The following is a 23,770-nucleotide window of genomic DNA, read 5'->3' as shown; positions in this document are numbered from 1 at the left end:
AACAGAAACGCGCAGGGGCTTAATATTCCACTTGCCTCCACAATTGGAAAACCCGGCATTTTGGCGAATCCGATTTTGCACTGACGGGGCGCTAAACCTGAGTATTCCATGCAGGTTTTCGTTTGTCGAAAAAGGCGCTGATGCCTTCGCGCGCCTCGTCGGTTTCCCACCGTTGGACCAGCGATTGGATCGTCCGGTCAATCACGGCATCGTCAATGCGCGGACCCAGCGCCTGCACCAGATCCTTGGCCGAGGCCACCGCCCCCGGTGCGCAGGACAGGTAGGGCTGAACTTCGGCCTCAACGGCATCGCCAAGATCGGCAGCAGGAACGGTTTTGGCCAACAGCCCAAGGTCCACGGCCTCAGCCGCGTCGAACATCCGGGCCGACATGAACACGCGCCGCGCCCGGGCCGCGCCCATGCGGGCGATGACATAGGGTCCAATGGTCGCCGGGATCAGGCCCAACCGGGTTTCGGTCAGCGCCATCTTTATCCCGTCCACGCCCACAGCCACATCGCAAACCGCAGCCAGCCCGACACCTCCGCCAAAAGCATTGCCCTGAAGCGCCCCGACCAGAGGTTTGGGCATCGTGTTCAGCGCCTGCAGCATCTCGGCCAGCTTGCGCGCCTCGGCGAACCGGGTCTCAGGGTCGGCGGCCATCTGGTCCTGCATCCAGCCCAGATCCCCACCTGCACAAAAGCTTTTCCCTGCGCCGGTCAGGACCACGACCCGTACTGTATCGTCCGCCCCCAACTGTGCCGCCGCTTGCGTCAGCTCGGAAATCATTTGCGCCGACATCGCGTTGTGCTTTTCCGGACGGTCGAGCGTCAACGTCGCCACACCCCGCGCGTCCTGCGTGACCGAGATCGTTTCGAACATCACCCTTTACTCCGCTCGCATTGCACGGGCGATCTGAGCGGCCTCTTCGACCGCCGCCTGATCAATCCCGGTTTGATATCCCAGCCGCTCCAGATGCGCGACGACGGCTTCGGTCGCAACGTTGCCGGACGCACCTGGCGCGTAGGGACAACCGCCCAACCCACCAACAGCCGAGTCGAAGGTTCGAACGCCCAGCGCCAGCGCGGCATCAATATTGTCGATTGCGCGTCCATTGGTGTCATGGAAGTGGCCCGCCAACCGGGTGACCGGCACCCGCTCTCGCACCGCCAACAGCATATGCGCGACGGTATCCGGCGTCCCCTGCCCGATGGTGTCGCCCAGCGAGACCTCATAGCAGCCCAGCGCGAACAGATGATCCGCAACCTCGGCCACCTTCTCGGGCGGGGTTGGCCCGTCATAGGGGCAGTCGGTCACGCACGACACATACCCGCGCACCGGCAGATCAATGTGGCGCGCAGCCTCAAGGATCGGAGTGAACCGTTCGATGGACTCGGCAATCGTGGCATTGATGTTGGCTTTCGAGAACCCCTCGGAGGCCGAGGCAAACACTGCAATCTCATCCGCTTTGGCCGCCAGCGCGTCGTCGTAGCCACGCATATTCGGCGTCAGCGCGGCATAGCGCACCCCGTCCGCCCGTTGGATACCGGCCAGCACATCAGCACTGCCCGCCATTTGCGGCACCCATTTGGGCGAGACGAAACTGGCCACTTCGATCCGATTGAACCCGGCGCGGCTGAGGCTGTCGATCAAGGCCACCTTATCGGCCACAGGAATTGCACGCTGTTCGTTTTGCAGGCCATCGCGTGGACCTACTTCGAAAATCTCGACCCGCTCATCCATTGCAGCGCTCCTCCCGGTTTCGTTTCCAACATGTTGACCCGACTGTGCCACGCGATGCGGCGCAGGAACAGGCTACTCCTCTTCCAACCGGACCAGGGCGGCTCCGGCCTCAACCTGCGAACCGTCTTCGGCCAGCACTTCGGCAACGATCCCATCCCGAGCGGCCAACAGCGAATGCTCCATCTTCATGGCCTCCAGAATGGCCAGCCGATCCCCTTCTTTCACCGCCTGCCCGACCGAGGCAAACACCGCCTTCACCAGTCCGGGCATGGGAGCTTCGATCACATTGGTATCGCCAGCGGCGCTGGTGTCACGGTCCAGCGGGTCGACGATTTCAAAAGCTCGCCCATAGTTTTCAAACACGGTGATCCGTGATCCCGACACCGACACGCGCGGCATGGAGGCACCGCCAATCGACCAACCCTCACCGCTGCGTTCCGCGATGAGGGTTTCCTCATCCACCTGCCATATCTGGCGGTTTGGGCCTTGGACCTGAACATCCAGATCGACCAGCTCATCGGCCATCAACTGCACGGCACGATGCAACGGTGCCCATAGGGAAAATCCAGTCTCATCAGAGCTCTCGGCCAACCCCAGCGCCGTCATTGCAGCAGCCACACATGTAGCAGCAGCGGCCGGTGCATCCTGCGTTAACGCTTGCAAATCCCGACCGATCAGTCCGGTATCCACATCGCCCACGGCAAATCCCTGATGCCGGGTCAGCGCGCCCAGAAAAGCCAGGTTGGTCACGGTGCCGGCCACTTCGGTCTGTTGCAGGGCGCGGTGAAGCTGTTCCAACGCAACCGCGCGGGTTGGACCATGGACAATGACTTTTGCAATCATCGGGTCGTACCACGGGCTGATCGTGTCCCCCGCACGCACACCGCTGTCAGCGCGGCAAGCAGACGGGAACTGAAGATGCGTCAGGGTGCCGGTTGCGGGCAGGAACCCTTTCGGCACGTCTTCCGCGTACAGCCGCGCTTCGAACGCGTGGCCATTGATCGACAAGTCGCCCTGCTGCTTGGGTAGAGTTTCACCCGAGGCGACCCGCAATTGCCATTCGACCAGATCAACACCGGTGATCGCTTCGGTCACGGGATGTTCCACCTGCAGGCGGGTATTCATCTCCATGAACCAGAACCGATCCGGGCGCAGCCCGTCCGAGGCATCGACGATGAACTCAACCGTCCCTGCCCCTTTGTAGCCAATCGCCTCAGCCGCGCGCACGCCCGCCTGCCCCATCGCCTCACGCATCTCGGGCGTCATGCCGGGGGCCGGAGCCTCTTCGATCACCTTTTGGTGCCGCCGTTGCAGTGAGCAATCGCGTTCGAAAAGATGCACGGCGTGGGTGCCGTCTCCGAACACCTGCACCTCGATATGGCGGGGTTTGGCGACGAATTTCTCGACCAACACGGCGTCATTGCCAAAGGCGGTACGCGCCTCGCCGCGTGCACTGTCCAAAGCCGAGGCGAAATCCTCGGGCCGTTCGACCAGACGCATCCCCTTGCCGCCGCCGCCCGCGACGGCCTTGATCAGCACCGGATAGCCAATGGTGTCCGCCGCCCCGGCCAGATGCTCGGGGTCTTGATTATCTCCGTGATAACCGGGAACGACGGGCACGCCCGCTTGCTCCATCAGCACTTTCGCGGCGTCCTTCAGACCCATCTTGCGGATCGCATCCGCCGAGGGGCCGATAAAGACCAGCCCCGCAGTGTCAACCGCATCCACAAATTCGGGGTTTTCAGACAGAAACCCATACCCCGGATGGATCGCCTGCGCGCCGGTATCCAACGCGGCCTGAATGATCACATCACCTTTCAGGTAGCTCTCTGCCGGGGCGGCGCCACCAATATGTACGACCTCATCCGCCATCTGCACATGTTTGGCCGAGGCATCTGCGTCCGAGTAAACCGCAACGCAGGTCACCCCCATCTTCTGGGCGGTTTCCATCACGCGACAGGCGATCTCTCCGCGGTTGGCAATCAGGATTTTGTTAAACATGTCTTACCCCTCAACAGCCACATCTTCGACAAGGCGGAACCGCTCGCAAAGCAGTTCCATCTCGGGATCAAACCCGCCATTGCGTTCGAAAAAGCGGCGGTGATCTTCGCGCCATCCTTCAAGCGTTTCATTCTCGCCTTCTGCCAAGGCAAAATCCTCGGTCATATCGCAGAAACGGCAGATTGTGACATCGACCGTTTCAATCACCACAGCCGGGCGGTCATCCCACTCCAGGGCGACATCGCGTCGCCCAACTGCTGGCATTTCGAGACTGCCTGCCGGATAGTCCCGCAGCGCACCACAGGTTGCCGTTTTCCTGCCTGCACGAACCAAAGCCAGCAATTCCGCGCTCATCCTCGCGCTGTCGCCAAACTTGAAGGTTTGCGCGCCGGGATAACGGGCCAACACATCTTTCAAAGTCATGCTCATCACATCCTGAACACGCCGAAGCGTGTCTCCTCAATCGGGGCGTTCAATGCGGCATTCAGTGAAAGGGCCAGTACATCGCGGCTTTTTCGCGGATCGATGATACCGTCATCCCACAACCGGGCCGAGGCATAGAGCGGGTGCGATTGCTCCTCGAACATCTCAAGCGTCGGACGCTTGAACTCGGCCTCTTCCTCGGCCGACCACGTGCCGCCCTGCCGCTCGATCCCGTCGCGCTTGACGGTGGCCAACACGCCCGCCGCCTGCTCACCGCCCATCACCGATATCCGAGAGTTCGGCCATGTCCACAGGAACCGGGGCTGATAGGCGCGACCGGCCATGCCATAGTTGCCAGCCCCGAAGGACCCGCCGACCAGCATGGTGATTTTCGGTACATTCGTCGTGGCAACCGCAGTCACCATCTTGGCCCCATGCCGCGCGATGCCTTCGTTTTCATATTTCCGGCCCACCATGAAACCTGTGATGTTCTGCAGAAAGACCAGCGGGATGCGGCGCTGAGAACAAAGTTCCACGAAATGCGCGCCCTTCTGCGCCGACTCGGAAAACAGCACGCCGTTATTGGCGATGATCCCGACGGGGCAGCCTTTGACATGGGCGAAGCCGGTCACCAGCGTCTCACCGAACCGGGGCTTGAATTCGTCGAACCGAGAGCCGTCGACGAGCCGCGCAATCACCTCACGAATGTCATACGGCGTGCGCAGATCAGCCGGGACCACTCCGAGGATTTCCTCGGGGTCATAGGCCGGGTCTTCGGGGCTGGCCCAATCCACGGTCTGCGGCTTGCGCAGGTTCAGCGATCCGACCGCCCGGCGGGCCAAGGCCAGCGCATGGGCATCATCCTCGGCCAGGTAATCCGCCACGCCGGACAGGCGGGTATGGACGTCACCGCCGCCCAAGTCCTCGGCGCTGACAACCTCTCCGGTCGCGGCCTTGACCAAGGGCGGCCCGGCCAGAAAGATCGTGCCCTGTTCCTTCACGATGATCGTCACATCCGACATTGCAGGCACATAGGCCCCGCCCGCTGTGCACGACCCCATCACCACGGCGATCTGAGGGATGCCCTTCGCGCTCATCCGCGCCTGGTTATAGAAGATGCGGCCAAAGTGATCGCGGTCGGGGAAAACCTCATCCTGATTGGGCAGGTTCGCGCCGCCGCTGTCGACCAGATAGACACAGGGCAGATGGTTCTCCTCGGCAATCTCCTGAGCTCGTAGGTGTTTCTTGACCGTCATCGGGTAATAGGTGCCGCCCTTCACGGTGGCGTCGTTGCAGACCACCATGACCTCGCGCCCCTGCACCCGGCCAATGCCCGCGATGACACCCGCACTAGGCGCGGCGTCCCCATACATCCCATGCGCCGCCGTCGCGCCGATTTCCAGAAACGGAGACCCCGGGTCCAGCAGGTTCGCCACCCGCCGACGCGGCAGCATCTTGCCCCGCGATTCATGCCGCGCACGGGATTTCTCACCGCCCCCCATGCGGGCCGCTTCGGCAGCGTCTGAGATTTGCGCCAGCGCGTCGAGATGAGCCGCGCGGTTTGTTTTGAAGCCCTCGGAGGCGGGCATGGCTTTGGATGTGAGTTTCATATCTATGCGATCCCATTCTCTTCTCGAAAGACCCAAGGCATTCGCCACAGACCAGATTAACCCGATCCGGCCTGTGGCTAATGTGTTTACTGCTCGTAGATGAAGCCGCCCAGTTCGGACTGAAGTGTATGCATCTGCATAAGTGTAAGCCTTGACCTACAATCATCGACTACAGCGCCAAAACCAGAGTGGATGGCGTTCCAACGCGCCTCAATCTCGCACATTGCATCTCGATACTTGACCCAAGCTCTCTGAGCGGTCCTCAGCAGCTCTTCGCTCTCATCAGCCCGTTCAGTGCCATATACGTTGTTTGGCGCTGCCGCCAAATAAACTGGATAAACCTCATTGAGCTTTGCGTCGATTTCCCGGAAGGCGACGTCGTTACAATGGTAGGCGCCACCGGCCGTACTGAGGTTCTGCGTAAATTGGCGACAGCGGCGAATGGCTTGCTCGTAACAGGTAAGTTGGTCTGATAACTCCCAATTGAAACACTCAGCCATGTTAAGGTGTGTTTCAGAAACGAAATCATCAATCGTTTGCAACGGCTGGGCGAATGCTGCCACTGAAAAAACACCAAAGAAGCTGAACACTGTGGAGAGGACTAATGTTCTCATTTTATTTTTTTTCCTTATTCGATTGGTAGGCACCAGACGAATACGTCGCTTCGTCCAAAGCATCAATTCCCGCCTTGGTTGAAACGACTTCCTCTTCAATGGCCAACGCCTTCAATTCCTTCCGGATCACCTTCCCCGTCACCGTCATCGGCAACTCTTGCAGGAACGCCACTTCACGCGGATAGGAATACTGGGCCAGACGGTCCTTGACCCAATCCTGCAACTCCGCGCCTGACACTTCGACCCCCGGTTTCAGCACCACATAGGCCTTCACGATCTCGGTCCGCAGCGGGTCGGGCTTGCCGACCACGCCCACCGTCGCCACGGCCGGATGCGTCAGAAGGCAATCCTCGATCTCGGCCGGGCCGATGCGGTAGCCGGCCGAGGTGATCACGTCGTCATCGCGGCCGACAAAGCGCAGATAGTCGCCCTCCCACACGCCGCGGTCGCCGGTGATCAGCCAATCGCCACAGAACTTCTCAGCCGTGGCATCGGGCCGGTTCCAGTATTCCAACAGCATCGAGGCCGAGCCACGCCGGATGGCCACGTCACCCTCCTCATCGGTCGGATTCCCGGCCTCGTCGATCACCGCCACCTCATGCCCCGGCACCGGCTTGCCGATACAGCCGGGGCGCACCGGGAAATCCTCGGCGCAGGAGGATACGACCATGTTGCATTCGGTCTGGCCATAGAATTCGTTGATCGTCAGGCCAAATGCGTTTTGACCCCAAGCCAGCATTTCAGCCCCCAATGGCTCACCGCCTGAGGCGACAGAACGCAGGCCGGGGATGCTCTGATCCGCCGCCTTCAGCATGCGCAGCGCGGTCGGCGGGAAGAATACGTTCCGCACCCGACCGCGCGCGATCACATCGGCGCAGGCTTCGGGGGTGAATTTCTCAAGCCGCGCTGCGACCACGGGAATGCCCAGCGCCAGACCGGGCATCAGCACATCGAACAATCCACCAATCCACGCCCAATCAGCGGGCGTCCACAGGCAATCACCGTCACGCAAATGGTTGTGGCTGATCGAAACACCCGGCAGGTGTCCGATCAGAACCCGGTGCCCGTGCAATGCCCCCTTCGGGCTGCCGGTGGTGCCTGAGGTATAGATCAACACCGCCGGGTCCTCGGGGCCGGTCTTGGCAAAGGGCAGCGGTTCGTCGGACGGCGCGATCTGATCAACCCGGATTGGCTGCGCCAGATCGCCCAGCAATGCGGCGCCGTCCTCATCTGTCAGCACCACCTGCGCCGCTGCGTCCCCAACACGAGAGGCCAGTGCGTCACGCTTGAACAGCTTGAACAGAGGCACCGAAATCGCCCCGAGCTTCCAGATCGCCAGATGGGCCGCAGCGCACCAAGGCGACTGGCTGAGCAGCACGCCCACGCGGTCACCGGGCTGCACCTGTTTCAGCAATGCCCGCGCAATCCCGTCAGTCATGCGCCCAAGCTGGCCATACGAGACGGCGACGCGCCCACCCGCCGTCAGATCAAGGATGGCGACACTGTCGCCGGGATGTGTCAGGCATTGCCGCGCCATGTTGAGGCTGGCGGGAATATCCCAGCCCCCCATTTCTCGAATACCCGGTATGACGCTAACGGGACACATGCGTGAAACCTGATGTTTTTATGACATTTTTCGACCGGCCGCACTGTGTCAGGCTCGCAGGAATTTGATGCAGATCAGAGTTGGCAGCGTCGTTGCCCGGCAAAACCGATCCATCAGCAAATCCAAAGGCCATAACATGAGCAAAACACTCGCCGCTTTGACACTCTCCACCGCGCTTGTCGCGCTTTCCGCCCCCGCAATGGCCCAGACCCAAGGTGACTGGACCGTTGGTGTCGGTGTTGGCTACCTTGATCCGAAATCCGACAATGGCACCATGGCTGGCATGGACGCCGAAATTGACTCGGACACTCGACCGATTTTCACGGCTGAATACTTTGTCCGCGACAACCTCGGTATCGAACTGCTGGCCGCGACCCCATTCAGCCACACCGTCACACTGGGCGGCAACATCGACGCAGGTTCCGTCAAACACCTGCCGCCCACCCTGTCGCTGAACTACCACTTCCCGACCAACAGCGCCTGGAAACCCTATGTCGGCGCCGGTATCAACTACACCATCTTCTTCGATGAGAAATCGGCTCTGGGCGATCTGGAACTGGACAACTCGGTCGGTGTCGCGCTTCAAGCCGGTCTGGACTATATGGTCACCGAAAAAGGTGCCGTACGTCTGAACGTCCGCTGGTTCGACATCGACTCGGACGTCAAACTGAACGGCACCGATATCGGCACCGCCGAAATCGATCCCTGGCTGGTCGGCGTATCCTACGTCCATCGCTTCTGATCCTTTGAAAGAACGCCCCGCGGCTTCCTCGTCTGCGGGGCGTTTTTCCATCACAGCATTTCGCTCATCATTTCCCGCCCGATCAGCATCCGGCGGATTTCACTGGTCCCTGCGCCGATCTCCATCAGCTTGGCGTCGCGGAAAATCCGACTGACCGCCGAATCCGCCAGAAACCCGGCTCCACCCATCGCCTGCACTGCCTGATGCGCCTGTGTCATCGCCTGTTCTGAGGCGTAAAGGCAGCACGCCGCAGCATCCTGACGGGTCACATCCCCCCGGTCACAGGCCTTGGCAACCTCATAGACATAGGCCCGCGCCGAATTCATCGCGGTGTACATGTCGGCGATCTTGCCCTGCATCAGTTGAAAGCTACCAATGGGCTTGCCGAACTGCTTGCGTTCGGCCAGATAGGGCATGATCTCATCCAGACAGGCTGCCATGATGCCCGTCCCGATCCCGGCCAAAACCACGCGCTCATAGTCCAGCCCCGACATCAGAACCGCGACGCCTTTGCCCTCTTCGCCCAGAACGTTTTCGAACGGCACCTCGACATCTTCGAAAATCAACTCGGCCGTGTTGGACCCGCGCATTCCCAGCTTGTCGAAATGGGGCGAGGTCGAAAACCCCTTCATCTCCTTCTCGATCAGAAAGGCCGTGATCCCCCTTGATCCTGCCTCCGGGTCCGTCTTGGCGTAGACGACCAGAGTATCCGCGTCCGGCCCGTTGGTGATCCAATACTTGGTGCCGTTCAGCCGGTAATGATCGTTGCGCTTTTCCGCGCGCAGTTTCATCGACACCACGTCGGACCCTGCCGAGGCCTCGGACATCGCCAACGCACCCACATGCTCGCCCGAGATCAGGCGCGGCAGATACTTCGCTTTTTGCTCGTCGGTTCCATTCAGCTTGATCTGGTTGACGCACAGATTCGAATGCGCCCCGTAAGACAGCGAAACCGAGGCCGAGGCCCGCGCGACCTCCTCAACCGCAACGGTATGGGCCAGGTATGACATCCCCGCCCCGCCATACTCTTCGGGGACGGTGATCCCGAGCATCCCCAAATCGCCCATCTCTTTCCACAACTCATTGGGAAAAGCATTGGACTTGTCGACCTCAGCCGCGATCGGCTTAACCCGATCCTGCGCCCAGCGATGCACCATATCGCGCAGGGCATTCACGTCATCGCCCAGATCAAATTGCATTGTGGCCGAGAACATACGCGATCTCCTCCTTCGCATAAATGAACACATGTTCAATAAACTGATAGCAGCCGGATTGCATCCGGTCAACGACCCAGTTCGACACCGCTACCCTAAATGCGGACAGCCGCCCAAAGGGCGGCTGTCAAATAAAGCGTGCACCGTAGGTGCACTCGATTGGATCAGGATTGGTAGACCGCACCGACCTCCGATCGGATGATGCGCGCGATCAAACGACAATCCTCCAGCGAAAAGGTCAGTGGCACACGCATGTCCATGATGCCTGCCAGAATGCGGTCACTCGTCGGCAAAGGCACGCTGTCCGCATACCGCCAGCTATCATAGCGCGACGTAAATCCGGTCGGCTCCGCCCCGCCGAACCACTTAAGCTCTACCCCACGCGCGGAACAGCGCCGGATTACCTCAGCAATGCGCTTGGGCGACCAGTCGAGCAACAGGAACTGGATCGACGAACCGACATATGCTTCCTCTTCGGGACGCCCGACGATGGTCAGGCCCGGAGTTCCGCGCAGCCCCGCCGCGATCTCGTCATACCGTTCATTCCAACGCTGCACCTGACGGTCCAGATCCCGCAGCTGCGGGCGCAGAATGGCGGCGCGCAGGTTGTCCATACGGCCGGATACATTCGGCGTGGTGTACTTGATCCGCTCAAACACCTCCGGCCCCGGCGCGGCCAGGTGGCGTTCATAGAGCATATAGGACCCCGACAGCATCGTCGCCTTGGCTGCCAGTTCCTCATCATCGGTGATCAGTAATCCGCCCTCACCGGAGTTGACATGTTTATAGGTCTGACAGGAATAGCACCCAATCGCCCCCTGCCGCCCCGAAAGCTGCCCGCGCCATGCCGCGCCCATCGTATGAGCGCAATCCTCGATCACCGTGACGCCTGCCGCATCGCACATCTGCATCAGTCGATCCATGTCGCACAGATGCCCGCGCATATGGCTGAGCATCAGGACCTTCGCCTGATCCAGCTTTGCCTCAAGGTCATCCAGATCAATGGTCAGGCTCTCAGTCACGCCCACAAAGATCGGCCGCGCCCCGACCGAGGCAATCGCCCCCGGCACCGGGGCCAGCGTGAAGGCATTGGTCAGCACAGGGTCGCCGGGCTGCACTCCTACCGCCCGCAGCGCCGTCGCCAATGCATAGCCGCCGGAGGACACCGCCAGACAGTATTTCGCCCCCATCTGCGCCGCGAATTCCTGCTCCAGCAAAGCGGTTTCGCCCAGCTCTCCGTGCACGACGTTGTAACGGTGCAGGCGTCCGTGGCGCAGGACGGCCATCGCGGCCTCAATCGCCTCTTCGGGGATGGGTTCCTGCTGGGTGAAGCTGCCAGTGAATATCTCGGTCATAGGCTTTTTCTGAGGCCGCGCGGGCTGAGGGTCAAGAGATCACGCCGCCGCACCGATCAGTCCTTCGACCACCGAATGCAGATCGTCGAAGTGATGCAGCAAGGCTTCGGGTTCCAGCGCGGCCATGTCATCGCCGGACGGGCCGAACGTGACAAGAACCGAGGGCACACCAGCCGCGCGGGCGGTGTTACGGTCAGTATCGGAATCTCCGATCAGCACGCACAGATCGGGATGACCGCCCGCCCGACGCGCAGCCTCGCGCAGCGGTTCCGGGTCCGGCTTGCGCACTGGCAACGTGTCCGCCCCGACCAAAGAGGCGAATGCATCCCGCACGCCCATCTGGGTTAGCAACTGATGCGCCAATGCTTCGGGCTTGTTGGTGCAGATGCCCACACCATATCCGGCCGACCGCAAAACCTCGACCGCGTCCAGCGCACCGGGATAGAACTGCGTGTGGGTGTCGATGGCCTGCGAATACGCTTCAAGCAGCGTTGGATAATAGGCGTGAACCGTCTCTTCGTCATAGGCCCCGACCCGCTTGAGCCCATGCGTCAGCATCATCCGCCCGCCCCGCAATGCAACCGCCGCGTCCTGCCCGTGCACCAGCACATCACCGTGCCCCATCTGGCGAAAACAGTGGTTCGCTGCAGCCAGCAGATCTCCCGACGTATCGGCCAGTGTTCCGTCCAGATCGAAGATAACCGTGCGCATTGTGCCTCCTGCCTCGGCGGTTTTTTGCCGTGTCGTGTTGCAAACGGCAATCTTGTTTGATGGCTGAACCGCTTGCGCCTTTGACCTCAGCGGATAAAACGGACGGCAACAAAACACAAAGAGAAATCGATTTCATGAGCACTGCCCTTGTCATCCTTGCCGCCGGAAAAGGCACCAGGATGCATTCGGATATCCCCAAAGTTCTGCACCCCATCGCCCAGACACCCATGCTGGTCCATGCCATGCGCGCCGGGGCTGTGCTGTCACCCGAACGCACCGTGATCGTCACCGGCCATGGGGCCGAGGCCGTGGCACAGGTCGCGGCGGACGAGGACGACACCGCGCAGATTGCCGTACAGGAAGAACAACTGGGCACCGCCCATGCCGTAGCACAGGCTCGTGACGCGCTGACGGGGTTCGAAGGCGATGTGGTCGTTCTCTACGGTGACACGCCGTTTCTGCAACCCGACACGCTGGAGCGCATGATCGCAGCCCGGACGGACAACGATCTGGTCATTCTGGGTTTCGAGGCCGCCGACCCCGCCCGTTATGGCCGCCTGGTCATGAATGGCGACAGTTTGGAACGGATCGTCGAATTCAAGGACGCCTCGGATCAGGAACGCGCCATAACTTTCTGTAATTCTGGCCTTTTGGCGTGTGATGCGATTACGCTGTTCTCCCTGATTGATGCAGTAGAAAACGACAACGCGGCAGGCGAATATTACCTGACCGACGTGGTTGAAATCGCCCGCAATCGCGACCTGAAAGTCACCGCCGTCGCCTGTGACGAGGCGCAGACGCTGGGCGTGAACTCGCGCGCTGATCTGGCGGCAGCGGACGCTGTGTTTCAGGCCAATTCCCGCAACGCTCTGCTGGAATTGGGCGTCACCCTGATGGCCCCTGAAACCGTCTATCTGGCCGCCGACACGATCATCGGCCGCGATACAGTGATCGAACCCAACGTGGTCTTCGGCCCCGGCGTCACCGTAGAAAGCGGCGCGACGATCCGGGCGTTTTCGCATCTGGAGGGCTGCCATGTCAGCCGTGGTGCCATCGTCGGCCCTTATGCCCGCCTGCGGCCCGGCGCGGAGCTGGCGGAAAACACCCGCATCGGCAATTTTGTCGAGATCAAGAACGCTGAAATAGCCGAAGGTGCCAAGGTCAATCACCTCAGCTATATCGGCGACGCTTCGGTCGGGGCGACCACGAATATCGGCGCGGGAACGATCACCTGCAACTATGACGGCGTGATGAAGCACCGCACTACGATTGGCGAGAATGTCTTTATTGGCTCGAACACCATGCTGGTGGCCCCGGTCACGCTGGGAGACGGCGCGATGACGGCAACCGGAACTGTGGTGACCCGTGACGTGGAACCCGACGCGCTAGCCGTGGCGCGCGCCAGGCAGGACAACAAGCCGGGCTACGCGCGCAAATTGTTTGACATGTTGAAGGCGAAGAAGGCTCGCCGCGACAAAGGAGCCTGATCCATGTGTGGAATCGTAGGTGTTCTGGGCGAACACGAAGCCGCCCCCATCCTGGTCGAAGCGCTGAAGCGGCTGGAATACCGCGGCTATGACAGTGCGGGCATCGCCACGGTCAATAATGGCGCGCTTGGGCGCCGCCGGGCGGTGGGCAAGCTGGTCAATCTCAGCGATCTGCTGGTGCATGACCCGCTGCCGGGCAAATCCGGCATCGGGCATACCCGCTGGGCCACCCATGGTGCGCCCTCGGTCACCAACGCGCACCCGCACAAGGCCGGCCCGGTGGCCGTGGTGCATAACGGTATCGTCGAGAATTATCGCGAGCTGCGGGCGGAACTGGCCGAGCATGGCGTGGATTTCGTGACCGAAACCGACACCGAAACCGTGGCGTTGATGGCCGAGCATTACCTGAGCACCGGCCTGTCCCCGGTTGAGGCCGCCTTCAAGACCATCAACCGCCTCAAGGGCGCTTTTGCACTGGCCTTCCTGTTCGATGGGCAAGACGACCTGATCGTTGCGGCACGCAAGGGTTCCCCTCTGGCCATCGGGCATGGGGTTGGTGAGATGTTCGTGGGCTCGGATGCGATTGCGCTGGCGCCGCTGACCGACCGCATCACCTATCTTGAGGAAGGCGACCGCGCGGTCCTGACCCGCACCTCGCTTGAGATTCGCAACGAGGCCGGAGAGCTGGCAAACCGCGAAACCCGCCAGATCAAACTGGACCAGACGCGGGCCGACAAGGCCGGCCACAAACACTTTATGGCCAAGGAAATCGCCGAGCAGCCCGTGGTGGTGGCCGAAGCGATTCGGTCATACCTGCCCACCGGCGGGGATGAGGTCGTTCTGCCGGGTGAGCTGGACTTTACCAAGCTCGACCGTCTGACCATGGTCGCCTGCGGCACCGCATTCTATGCCTGTCTGACCGCGAAATACTGGTTCGAACAGCTGGCCAAGATGCCGGTCGAAGTCGATATCGCCAGCGAGTTCCGCTATCGCGAACCGCCGATCCCGGGTCGTACGGCGGCGTTGTTCGTCAGCCAGTCGGGCGAAACCGCCGACACGTTGGCCGCGCTGCGCTATTGCGAGGGCAGGGCCGACAAGATCGTGTCGGTGGTCAACGTTCCCGAAAGCTCGATCGCGCGGGAAAGCGATATCGCCCTGCCCATCCACGCGGGGGTCGAGATCGGTGTGGCCTCGACCAAAGCGTTCACCTGTCAGCTCAGCGTTTTGCTGATGCTGGCGCTAAAGGCCGCTGCGGACCGGGGAACGCTGAGCGACGAGGAACTGGCCGATCACGCCGCCGCGCTGCGCGGGCTGCCGACGGCGCTCAACACCGCGCTGGATCAGAACCAGGCCATCAGGAAATCCGCTCAGCGCCTGTCCGAAGCCCGCGACGTGCTGTTTCTGGGACGCGGCCTGATGTACCCACTGGCGATGGAAGGCGCGCTGAAACTCAAGGAAATTAGTTATATACACGCCGAAGGTTACGCGTCGGGTGAACTGAAACACGGCCCCATCGCCCTGATCGACAAACATATGCCGGTGGTCGTCATGGCCCCGCGCGATGCGGTGTTCGACAAAACCGTTTCGAACATGCAAGAGGTGATGGCGCGCAAGGGCAAGGTCATTCTGGTCTCGGACGATGACGGCATTGCCGAGGCAGAAGATGGCGTCTGGAGCACCATCCGTATGCCCCACATCCACGCCAGCCTCGCCCCGATCCTGTATTCGGTCCCGGCGCAACTGCTGGCCTATCACACGGCGGTGGCAAAGGGCACCGATGTAGACCAACCGCGCAATCTGGCGAAATCCGTCACGGTGGAGTGAAGCATGGCCAAGCAATTCCCGGAGCTGGACGACGCCCAGCGCAAGTTCATCGCAGATCAGCACCTCTTTTTTGTCGGCACCGCCGCACCTGACGGGCGGGTGAATATCTCGCCCAAGGGGATGGATTCGCTGCGCGTTCTAGGGCCGAACCGGATTGTCTGGATGAACCTGACAGGAAGTGGCAATGAAACCGCCGGGCATTTGCTGGAAACCAATCGCATGACGCTGATGTGGTGTTCATTCACCACCCGCCCTCTGATCCTGCGCACCTATGGGACCGCGCGCACCTTGCATTTGGGCGACGCTGGCTGGGACGAACTGGCCGGCCTGTTTCCCGATCACCGCAGCGCGCGGCAGATTTATGATCTGGATATCGATCTGGTTCAGACCTCCTGCGGCTATGCGGTGCCGTTCATGGAGTATCAGTCCGACCGGGACACCATGCAAAAATGGGTGGACGGCAAGTCCGACGACGACATCCGCGCCTACTGGGTGGAAAAGAACCAGCAGACCATCGACGGCAAACCGACCCGCGCCAACTGATCCGATGCTGGACACCTATCTGGATCAGATCAAAACCCATGCGGATGCCGAGCGCGCCGAGCAGATGGCGGCTTATCACAAGGCCGATCGTCCTTATCTGGGAGTCGGAAACCCTGTGCTGAATGACCTCACCAAAGCGTGGCGTCAGGAACTGGATGTGAATGCGCGCGTGGAACTGGCAGATGCGCTCTGGCAGACCAACATCCACGAAGGCCGTCTGGCCGCCGCCAAGCTGCTGACACAGGCCCGCATTCGCCCAGATGAGGCGGTTTGGGATCTGCTGCAAAGCTGGCTGCCAGATTTCGACGCTTGGGCGGTGGCCGATCACGCCTGCATGGCAATGCAGAAACGCCTGTCCGCCAACCCATCCCGGCTGGATCAGGCCGAACACTGGACGACGTCGGATCATATGTGGACACGGCGCGCGGCGCTGGTGGCCACGCTGCCCTGGACCAAACAGAACCACCCCAAACCCGACGATCTGGCACGGCGCGACCGTATCCTCGGCTGGGCGGCGGGCTATGTCCCCGACCGCCACTGGTTCATTCAGAAAGCCATCGCATGGTGGCTGCGTGAGCTTTCCAAACACGACCCGGACCGCGTGATTGCCTTTCTGGCCTCACATGGCGACGCAATGAAACCTTTTGCCCGCCGCGAAGCCGGAAAATTTCTGAAAGATCAGTTGGAATAGACCTCAAGTTCAACCAACTCGTCGAACGGCAGCAACAAGGCCCGCATCGCGTCCAACGACAATCGGCTGCCGCCACCCTCGGGCCCTGGTGCGGGAACCAGAGTGATATAGGCCTGCGACCCGGTTTTCGGCACAACCACGCGACCGGTGAATTCGGTATCAACCAGCGGCGTCTGCAGCCAACGGCCCGGCGTCGTCGGGTCGCCCAAACCGGCAATGGTGGTCTTGGCCCCGACCCAGCCAGCAGCGGTGGCCGGCAAGGGCTCCGGCTCAACCGGTGTTTCGGCCACAACCTCTTCGGCCTCGGCGGGCTTTTCATCCCCCCCGAAAACGCGGTCTGTCGTCGAGCGGACGGTGTCGCACCCCGCAACCAGAACGCACAAAGTCAAAAGCGCATACCTCATGCCGACAGCCTACCGCCCTGCGCGCATCTGTACCAGCGCAAAGGAAACTTCGCCCTTGTCGCAGGCATGTCCCGGCTTTACCTATGTCGCATGACTGCGCCTCTCATCGACCCGTTCGCCCGTGCGATCACCTATCTCCGCGTCTCTGTCACGGACCGCTGCGATTTCCGCTGCGTGTACTGCATGTCCGAGGACATGAAATTCCTGCCAAAGAAAGACCTGCTGACGCTGGAAGAGCTGGACCGCATGTGCACGACCTTCGTGAAGATGGGGGTCGAGAAACTACGCATCACCGGTGGCGAACCGCTTGTGCGCCGCAATATCATGACGTTTTTCAACAGCATGACCCGGCATCTGGACAGCGGCGCGTTGAAAGAGCTGACGCTGACCACCAATGGATCGCAACTGCATCGCTTTGCGGATGACCTTTATGCGGCGGGCGTGCGGCGGGTGAATATCTCGCTGGACACGCTCGACGAGGAGAAGTTTGCCCAGATCACCCGCTGGGGTCGCCTGAAACAGGTGCTGAACGGCATTGATGCTGCGCAAAAAGCCGGACTGCGGATCAAGATCAACGCGGTGGCCCTGAAGGGTTTCAACGAAGAAGAACTGCCCACTATCACGAAATGGTGCGCCGAACGCGACATGGACCTGACCTGGATCGAGGTCATGCCAATGGGCGACATCGGAAATGAGGACCGTCTCGATCAGTACTGGTCGCTGAAAGACGTGCGCAAGGAATACGAGAACCACTATACGGTAACCGATCTGACCGAACGGACCGGTGGGCCTGCGCGCTATGTACGGCTGGAGGAAACCGGGCAAAAGATCGGCTTCATCACGCCGCTGTCGCATAATTTCTGCGAAAGCTGCAACCGCGTGCGCCTGACCTGCACCGGTGAGCTTTTCATGTGCCTCGGCCAAGAGGACATGGCCGACCTGCGCGACGCCCTGCGCGACCATCCCGACACCGAGCAACCGCTCGAGGATGCAATCCGTGCCGCGATCAACCTCAAGCCCAAGGGGCATGATTTCGACTATTCCCGTCAGGCGGTTGACGGCCAGATGAGCCGTCACATGAGCCACACAGGCGGCTGACATGCCGGATCAACCGGGTCGACCGACATTGCTCTATCACTTGTATTGCGGCCTGACCTCTGTTGCAGGACCGCTGGTCTGGCGCACGGTGCGGAAAAAGCTGCAGGCGGCCGACGTTCCCGTAATCCGTCAACAAGAACGTCTGGGTCACGCCAGTCTGCCCCGCCCCGACGGGCGCCTGATCTGGTTCCACGCAGCCAGCGTCGGTGAAACCCTGTCGGTGATCAGCCTGATCAAACGGCTGGGCGAGCGCCTGCCCGATGCCGAGTTTCTGATCACCTCGGGCACCCCCACCTCGGCTGCGCTGATCGAAAAACGTATGCCGCCACGCACACGGCACCAATACCCGCCCCTAGACATGTCCGGCCCCGTCCGGCGATTTCTGGATCACTGGCGCCCCGACGCCGGTATTTTTGTCGAAAGCGAAATCTGGCCGCGCCTGATTGTCGAAGGCGCGGTCCGTGGCATCCCTCTGGCGTTGCTCAACGCCCGCCTGTCGGACAAATCCGTCAAAGGCTGGAAGAAACGCCCCGACACGACGCGCTTCATTCTGGACCACTTCCGCCTGTTCCTGACGCAGAACGACAAAACGGCGGCAAACCTGATCGACATGGGCGCACGCGCGGAACGCGTTCAGCCCGGTACGAACCTCAAGGCGATGTCCGACCCGCTGCCCGTGGATGAACCCACGCTGACGGACATCCGCACCCAGATCGGAAGCCGCCCCGTCTGGATCGCCAGTTCCACCCATACGGGCGAAGAAGAAATTGTACTGGCCGCCCATACGGACTTACTCAAACGCTGGCCCGATCTGCTTCTACTGCTGATCCCCCGCCACCCCGAGCGCCGCAACGACGTGGCCGCACTGATTGAGCAAGCCGGACAAAACGCGGCGCTCCGGTCAGCCGGAGATCAGATCACCGAGAAAACACAAATCTACGTGGCGGACACTCTGGGTGAGACCGGCACATGGTACGCCCTCTGCCCCATTGTGTTTCTGGGCGGCTCATTGAAAGAGATTGGCGGCCACAACCCGTTCGAACCCGCACAGGCCGGAGCCGCGGTGATCACCGGATCGGGCTATTTCAACTTCGCCGAAACCTTCGCCCCGCTGATCGCAACAGGTGGAGCACTGCAAGTCCAGACTGCCACCGACCTGGCCGCAGCCGTGGCAACCTGGCTGTCGGATCAAAACGCTCTGGACACGGCGCGCAATGCCGCAAAATCCTGCGTGAACACCCAAAAAACCGCGCTGGATGCAATCGTCGATACGCTCTGCACCCAACTCAGCCTGTCTGCCCGGGATTCATCTTCATCTGGCTAAAAATATCCCGGGGGTGCGGGGGCAGAGCCCCCGCGCTGACCCTCAAGCAGCAGGCATCCGCTGTTCCACGATTCCGGCCCACCAGCTGCACCCGGCCGGAATAGCCTCATCGTTGAAATTGTATTCGGGATGGTGCACCGCCGCTGTGTCGCCATTGCCGACCAGAATATACGCCCCCGGACGCTCCTCGAGCATAAAGGCAAAATCCTCGCCGCCCATGATCAAGGGTGCCTCGTCGCAGTTGCCCGAAACGGATCGCGCGACATCTGCGGCGAAACCGGTCTGCTCATCGCTGTTCACCATCACCGGATAGCCCCGGTAGTACGTCACCTCGGCGACCCCGCCAAAGGTCGCAGCCACGCCGCTGCAGATTTCCTTAATACGTTTCTCTGCCAGATCCCGCATCTCCGAACTCATCGTGCGAACGGTCCCTTTCAACTGCACCGTTTGCGGGATCACGTTGAACGCTGTGGACGAGGTCTCAAATGATGTCACCGAGACCACAACCTGGTCCACCGGATCAGCATTGCGCGCGGCGACCGTCTGCAAGGCCAGCACAGCCTGCGCGGCCATCACTGTGGTATCGACGGTCTCATGCGGTTTGGCGGCGTGTCCGCCTTTGCCTTCGAACGTGATGTCGAACTGATCTGTGGCGGCAAAAAACGCGCCCGGACGAATGGCAAAGCTGCCTACGGGGCGGCCGGGCCAATTGTGCATCCCGTAAACCTCCTGAATGCCCCAGCGGTCCATCATACCGTCTTCGCACATCTCGCGGCCGCCGCCGCCGCCCTCTTCCGCCGGCTGAAATATCACCACAACCGTGCCGTCAAAGTTCCGCGTTTCCGAGAGGTATTTCGCCGCCCCCAGCAACATCGCCGTGTGTCCATCATGGCCGCAAGCGTGCATCGCCCCCTCGGTCTTGGAGGCATAGTCCAACCCCGTTGCCTCGTGGATTGGCAACGCATCCATGTCCGCCCTCAGACCAATCACCTTGCCGCCCGTATCAACCTTGCCCTTGATAACACCAACGACACCGGTGCGGCCGATGCCGGTCACCACCTCATCGCAGCCGAACTCCTTCAGTTTGTCCGCGACCAATGCGCTGGTGCGATGAGTCTCGAACAGAATCTCGGGGTTTTCATGAATATCGCGGCGCCACTCGGTGATTTCACTCTGCAGTTCGGCGAAGCGGTTCTTGATCGGCATGGTCATCTCCCATCTTGTTTTTTGACCTGGGTAAATCCCGGTTTAATCGTGGCGTCAATCCAAAGGCGCAGGCCGCAGCGCGCCGGACAACAAGGCAATCAGAACGGCCAAAGGCAGCAAGGCCGTGAACGCCAGTCGTAATGTAAGCATCTCTGCCAGAAACCCAATAAGCGGCGGGCCGATCAGCAATCCTCCATAGCCGAGCGTCGCCACACTTGCGATGGCCTGCCCCGGTGGGACGTGCGGATCATTGGCGGCCCGGCTGAAGGCCAACGGCATGATCACGGCATAGCCGACGCCCATCAGAGCAAAGCCTGCCAGAGCCAGCCCTGCCTCGCCTGCCGAGACAACACCCAGCACGCCCAACGCCGCGCAAACGCCGCCGAAACGGGCAATGGCAACGGGGCCAAAGCGGGCGATCACGAAGCCCCCGGCCAGCCGGAAGGCCACCATGGTCACCGAAAACACAGCGTACCCAAGGGCTGCGATGCTTTCCGCTGCTCCGGTTACATCGCGCAGGAATATCGCGCTCCAATCCGCCACGGCACCTTCGCCCAATGCTCCGCACAGGGCGGTGAAACCCACGAGGATCAGCGCGCCCGAGGGTAATGCAAAAACCGCCCCTCCATGCGCCGCGGCTTTGCGGGACGACCAGCGCACCCAGGACAAAGCCAGCGCCAGGGCCACGACGACACCACCGGCCAGCAAAAAGTGCTGCATCACCGTCAGCCCCATCTGCACCGCGCCAAACCCGCTGAGCGCGCCCAGCCCGGCCCCAAGGCTCCACATCGCGTGAAACGAGGACATGACAGGCTTGCAAAAGGCCTGCTCCACCTCGGCCGCCCAAGCGTTCATCGCTACATCCATCGAGCCGTGAAAAGCCCCGAACACAAACAGAAACGCCGCCAACGCCCAGAACCCATCCGCCATGGCCAGCAGAATCAGCGACAGCGTGTAGAGAACCGCGACGATCCGCGTCAGGGCCACCGCTCCGAACCGGTCGGTCAGTCGCCCGGTGACGGGAAAGGAACACACCGCCCCAGCCGCCATGAACAAAAGGCCATAGCCCAGCGCCTCATGCGTCAGGTCAAGCCGGTCACGCACGGCGGGGATACGGGACGCCCAGATGCCGAACAGCGCACCGTTCAGGATGAACATGGCAGCCACGGCCCGCCACGCGGCCACAAGTCCGATCACCGGGTTTCCTTCGCAGACAGCGTCACTCGCCCCTGTTCTACAGGCTGAGGGTGGATTGGCAAATGCCGTTCATTCCAGCCGCTTGCGAACCTGCCGGATAAAGAACCAGACCGCCAGCACCACCGGGATCGTCACCGCCGCCGTCAGCATCCCCTTGCTCATCCCGGCCTTGGTCAGCGGGTACAACACATAGCTGACCAGTGAGACGGCATAGTAGCTGATCGCAACGACCGAGAGCCCCTCGACCGTGTGCTGCAGACGCAAGGCCAGATCGGCGCGACGATCCATGCTTTCCAGCAGCGCCTGGTTTTGCGCGCTGCGCTCCACATCGACCCGCGTCCGCAACAGTTCCCCGGCCCGAATGGCCCGGTCGGACAGCGCCTGCAAACGACGTTCCGTGGACTTCACCGTGCGTATTGCTGGGTCGTAGCGGCGCATCATGAAATCGGCAAAGCTCTGACGGCCCTCGAACCGCTCTTCCCGCAGAACTTCAATCCTCTGGTTCACGATCGCCTCATAAGCGCCCGTTGCCCCAAACCGGAACGAACACTGGGCTGAAAGGGTCTCAAGCTCGGTCGAGGTAGACAGCAGATCAGGCAGCAATTCGTCGGGATGGGCCGAATTGTCCGTCATCTGCCCCATCAACCCGGTCAGCCTGCTGTCCAACTCGCCGATACGGGGCGTCAGTTGTTTGACCCGGGCGAAACCCAGCATCGACATCGCCTTGTAAGTCTCGATCTCACACAGGCGCTGAATGATACGACCGGTCCGGCGCCGACCGGTGCCCTTGGTCACAAACAGTGCAAAGCGCATGTGACCGGCCGGGTCGATGCGAAAATCGCAGGCACAAATGGCAGCATCGTCCAGTACCCGTGCCACAGCCAGGCTTTCGGGCTCGAACCAATCCGCCAGAGCCGCCTGAACCGCTTCATCCTGCTGCCGTCCGACCACCCGGATCATCGCCGAGGTTACGCGCTGTCCCGGGCTGGCCATCAACCAATCAGGCGGGAAGACCTCAAAATCGGCCGGGTTAAAGGCGCGGTCACTGACGTTCTGCGTGATCGCGGTATAGGTGACGAACTCGGTATGCTGTTCCCATTTCAGCCAGTGACGACCGATCTGCCCTGCGTAGTGGGTGGCCTGAGGCTGCGGGTGCTGTGCGCCATGCCGATCCAACAGGTTGATCAGATGGGCCAGATCCTCATCCCGATCCCGCGCTGCCGCAGCCTCGGGCTTTTTGATCGCAAGAAAAGCCACGGTGCACGGCGTCCCCGCGACCGGAAAAGGGCGCGCATGCAGTTCATTGGCCAGCGCATAGCGCAGCGGATGGTCGTCGATGGGCGTCATACAGGGCTCCGATTCATCCGTGCACTATACGAGACATCGGAAATACATCAATTCTCTTTTTATTTCATGCACTTACATGGATACGACAGTATACACATCCCGCTATGTCATTGATTTGGCTGCCACAGCTCGATCGGATTGCCCTCAGGGTCATGAATGCGGGCAAACTTTCCGACCTCGCTGTCCCACTCGGCACGGGTTTCAACCGTGATCCCGGCGGCTTGTAACTGGGTGATCATCGCAGCCAGATCATCGACACGGAAATTGATCATCCATTGCTGTTCGGCGCGCCCGAAATACTCGGTATCCTGCGCGAAAGGGGCAAACACTGTGTAGCCCTCGCGCTGCTTCCAGGGCACCGGATCGTAGTGATTGACGCCAAGGTGCTTTTCGTACCAGGCACTCAGGGCTTCGGGATCACGCGCGCGAAAGAACACGCCACCTATTCCATTCACTTTCTGCATCACCGACCTCCCCGGGTTGCGTTTGCCAACAGTACCCCGATTGCTTCATCTGGCCAAAAATATCTTTGGGGGGCCGCCTGGGCTTCGAGCATTCGGTGGCGGCAGGGCAAAGCCCCATTCCAAGGAAAACAGAAAAGGGCGCCCGAAGGCGCCCTTTGCAATTTGGTT

General features: G+C 61.2%; 22 protein-coding genes. 7 read left to right on the top strand and 15 right to left on the bottom strand.

From position 1 onward, the window contains the following. Positions 1–91: 91 nt before the first annotated feature. The 7 genes from ACOQFT_RS18795 to ACOQFT_RS18765 all read right to left on the bottom strand — a co-directional run bounded on the left by ACOQFT_RS18795 (position 92) and on the right by ACOQFT_RS18765 (position 7,995). A complete protein-coding gene (locus ACOQFT_RS18795) occupies positions 92–880 on the bottom strand; it encodes a crotonase/enoyl-CoA hydratase family protein (protein ID WP_421599396.1) in 789 nt (262 codons plus the stop codon). A gap of 6 nt (positions 881–886) precedes the next feature. Next, positions 887–1,741, bottom strand: a complete 855-nt coding sequence (locus ACOQFT_RS18790) for a hydroxymethylglutaryl-CoA lyase (RefSeq protein WP_421599395.1) — start codon at positions 1,739–1,741, stop codon at positions 887–889. Positions 1,742–1,813: 72 nt separating this feature from the next. Next, positions 1,814–3,742 carry an acetyl/propionyl/methylcrotonyl-CoA carboxylase subunit alpha gene (locus ACOQFT_RS18785; RefSeq protein ID WP_421599394.1) on the bottom strand — a complete coding sequence of 643 codons (1,929 nt, stop codon included), beginning with the start codon at positions 3,740–3,742 and terminating at the stop codon, positions 1,814–1,816. Between the two features lie 3 nt (positions 3,743–3,745). After that, complete coding sequence (locus ACOQFT_RS18780; RefSeq protein WP_421599393.1) at positions 3,746–4,171, bottom strand: ASCH domain-containing protein; 426 nt, start codon at positions 4,169–4,171, stop codon at positions 3,746–3,748. Further along, the gene (locus ACOQFT_RS18775; protein WP_421599392.1) at positions 4,171–5,775 is read right to left on the bottom strand and encodes a carboxyl transferase domain-containing protein; all 1,605 of its coding nucleotides are present in this window, start codon (positions 5,773–5,775) and stop codon (positions 4,171–4,173) included. The genes ACOQFT_RS18780 and ACOQFT_RS18775 overlap by 1 nt, the downstream gene beginning before the upstream one ends. An 86-nt stretch (positions 5,776–5,861) precedes the next feature. Continuing rightward, positions 5,862–6,389, bottom strand: coding sequence for a lysozyme inhibitor LprI family protein (locus ACOQFT_RS18770; RefSeq protein ID WP_421599391.1), 528 nt, complete (start codon positions 6,387–6,389; stop codon positions 5,862–5,864). Position 6,390: 1 nt separating this feature from the next. After that, on the bottom strand, positions 6,391–7,995 hold the full coding sequence (locus tag ACOQFT_RS18765) for an AMP-binding protein (RefSeq protein WP_421599390.1): 1,605 nt from the start codon (positions 7,993–7,995) through the stop codon (positions 6,391–6,393). A 136-nt stretch (positions 7,996–8,131) separates the two neighbouring features. Between ACOQFT_RS18765 and ACOQFT_RS18760 the strand changes: the two genes are divergently transcribed. Further along, positions 8,132–8,737, top strand: coding sequence for an OmpW/AlkL family protein (locus tag ACOQFT_RS18760; RefSeq protein WP_421599389.1), 606 nt, complete (start codon positions 8,132–8,134; stop codon positions 8,735–8,737). A gap of 50 nt (positions 8,738–8,787) precedes the next feature. On the opposite strand, the gene ACOQFT_RS18755 is transcribed toward ACOQFT_RS18760, so the two are convergent. From ACOQFT_RS18755 to ACOQFT_RS18745, 3 genes are all read right to left on the bottom strand, one after another. Beyond that, positions 8,788–9,951 (bottom strand): isovaleryl-CoA dehydrogenase, encoded by a 1,164-nt coding sequence (locus ACOQFT_RS18755; RefSeq protein WP_421599388.1) that lies wholly within the window; start codon positions 9,949–9,951, stop codon positions 8,788–8,790. A gap of 164 nt (positions 9,952–10,115) precedes the next feature. Continuing rightward, positions 10,116–11,306 carry a DegT/DnrJ/EryC1/StrS family aminotransferase gene (locus tag ACOQFT_RS18750; RefSeq protein WP_421599387.1) on the bottom strand — a complete coding sequence of 397 codons (1,191 nt, stop codon included), beginning with the start codon at positions 11,304–11,306 and terminating at the stop codon, positions 10,116–10,118. Between the two features lie 39 nt (positions 11,307–11,345). Continuing rightward, positions 11,346–12,017, bottom strand: a complete 672-nt coding sequence (locus tag ACOQFT_RS18745) for an HAD-IA family hydrolase (RefSeq protein ID WP_421599386.1) — start codon at positions 12,015–12,017, stop codon at positions 11,346–11,348. Between the two features lie 134 nt (positions 12,018–12,151). Here ACOQFT_RS18745 and glmU point away from each other — a divergent pair, with 134 nt between their 5' ends. Genes glmU through ACOQFT_RS18725 form a run of 4 tightly spaced genes read left to right on the top strand, consistent with a single transcriptional unit; the run spans position 12,152 to position 16,562 of the window. Continuing rightward, a complete protein-coding gene (gene glmU / locus ACOQFT_RS18740) occupies positions 12,152–13,504 on the top strand; it encodes a bifunctional UDP-N-acetylglucosamine diphosphorylase/glucosamine-1-phosphate N-acetyltransferase GlmU (RefSeq protein ID WP_421599385.1) in 1,353 nt (450 codons plus the stop codon). 3 nt (positions 13,505–13,507) lie between these two features. Beyond that, positions 13,508–15,328: a glutamine--fructose-6-phosphate transaminase (isomerizing) gene (glmS, locus tag ACOQFT_RS18735; RefSeq protein WP_421599384.1), complete on the top strand. Its 1,821-nt coding sequence runs from the start codon at positions 13,508–13,510 to the stop codon at positions 15,326–15,328. Between the two features lie 3 nt (positions 15,329–15,331). Next, the gene (locus ACOQFT_RS18730) at positions 15,332–15,871 is read left to right on the top strand and encodes a pyridoxamine 5'-phosphate oxidase family protein (protein WP_421599383.1); all 540 of its coding nucleotides are present in this window, start codon (positions 15,332–15,334) and stop codon (positions 15,869–15,871) included. Positions 15,872–15,875: 4 nt separating this feature from the next. Next, positions 15,876–16,562, top strand: coding sequence for a DNA alkylation repair protein (locus tag ACOQFT_RS18725; RefSeq protein WP_421599382.1), 687 nt, complete (start codon positions 15,876–15,878; stop codon positions 16,560–16,562). Here the strand turns inward: ACOQFT_RS18725 and ACOQFT_RS18720 are convergent. Beyond that, the gene (locus ACOQFT_RS18720) at positions 16,550–16,966 is read right to left on the bottom strand and encodes a hypothetical protein (RefSeq protein ID WP_421599381.1); all 417 of its coding nucleotides are present in this window, start codon (positions 16,964–16,966) and stop codon (positions 16,550–16,552) included. The genes ACOQFT_RS18725 and ACOQFT_RS18720 overlap by 13 nt on opposite strands. A gap of 90 nt (positions 16,967–17,056) precedes the next feature. On the opposite strand from ACOQFT_RS18720, the gene moaA reads away from it, so the two are divergent. Together moaA and ACOQFT_RS18710 are read left to right on the top strand one after the other, a co-directional pair. Beyond that, complete coding sequence (gene moaA, locus ACOQFT_RS18715) at positions 17,057–18,064, top strand: GTP 3',8-cyclase MoaA (protein ID WP_421599380.1); 1,008 nt, start codon at positions 17,057–17,059, stop codon at positions 18,062–18,064. Position 18,065: 1 nt separating this feature from the next. Continuing rightward, positions 18,066–19,388, top strand: coding sequence for a 3-deoxy-D-manno-octulosonic acid transferase (locus ACOQFT_RS18710; protein ID WP_421599379.1), 1,323 nt, complete (start codon positions 18,066–18,068; stop codon positions 19,386–19,388). Between the two features lie 42 nt (positions 19,389–19,430). Here ACOQFT_RS18710 and ACOQFT_RS18705 read toward each other — a convergent pair whose 3' ends face one another. From ACOQFT_RS18705 to ACOQFT_RS18690, 4 genes are all read right to left on the bottom strand, one after another. Further along, on the bottom strand, positions 19,431–20,594 hold the full coding sequence (locus ACOQFT_RS18705) for a M20 aminoacylase family protein (RefSeq protein ID WP_421599378.1): 1,164 nt from the start codon (positions 20,592–20,594) through the stop codon (positions 19,431–19,433). A gap of 54 nt (positions 20,595–20,648) precedes the next feature. After that, positions 20,649–21,791, bottom strand: coding sequence for an MFS transporter (locus ACOQFT_RS18700; RefSeq protein ID WP_421599377.1), 1,143 nt, complete (start codon positions 21,789–21,791; stop codon positions 20,649–20,651). A 69-nt stretch (positions 21,792–21,860) separates the two neighbouring features. Continuing rightward, complete coding sequence (locus tag ACOQFT_RS18695) at positions 21,861–23,138, bottom strand: DUF3422 family protein (protein ID WP_421599376.1); 1,278 nt, start codon at positions 23,136–23,138, stop codon at positions 21,861–21,863. Between the two features lie 107 nt (positions 23,139–23,245). Next, positions 23,246–23,602 carry a VOC family protein gene (locus tag ACOQFT_RS18690; protein WP_421599375.1) on the bottom strand — a complete coding sequence of 119 codons (357 nt, stop codon included), beginning with the start codon at positions 23,600–23,602 and terminating at the stop codon, positions 23,246–23,248. Between the last annotated feature and the right edge of the window lie 168 nt (positions 23,603–23,770).

Source organism: Ruegeria sp. MALMAid1280, assembly GCF_049195285.1.
GTDB lineage: Bacteria > Pseudomonadota > Alphaproteobacteria > Rhodobacterales > Rhodobacteraceae > Ruegeria.
Note: the sequence above shows the minus strand (reverse complement) of the source record. Positions and strands in the feature narration are given on the sequence as shown.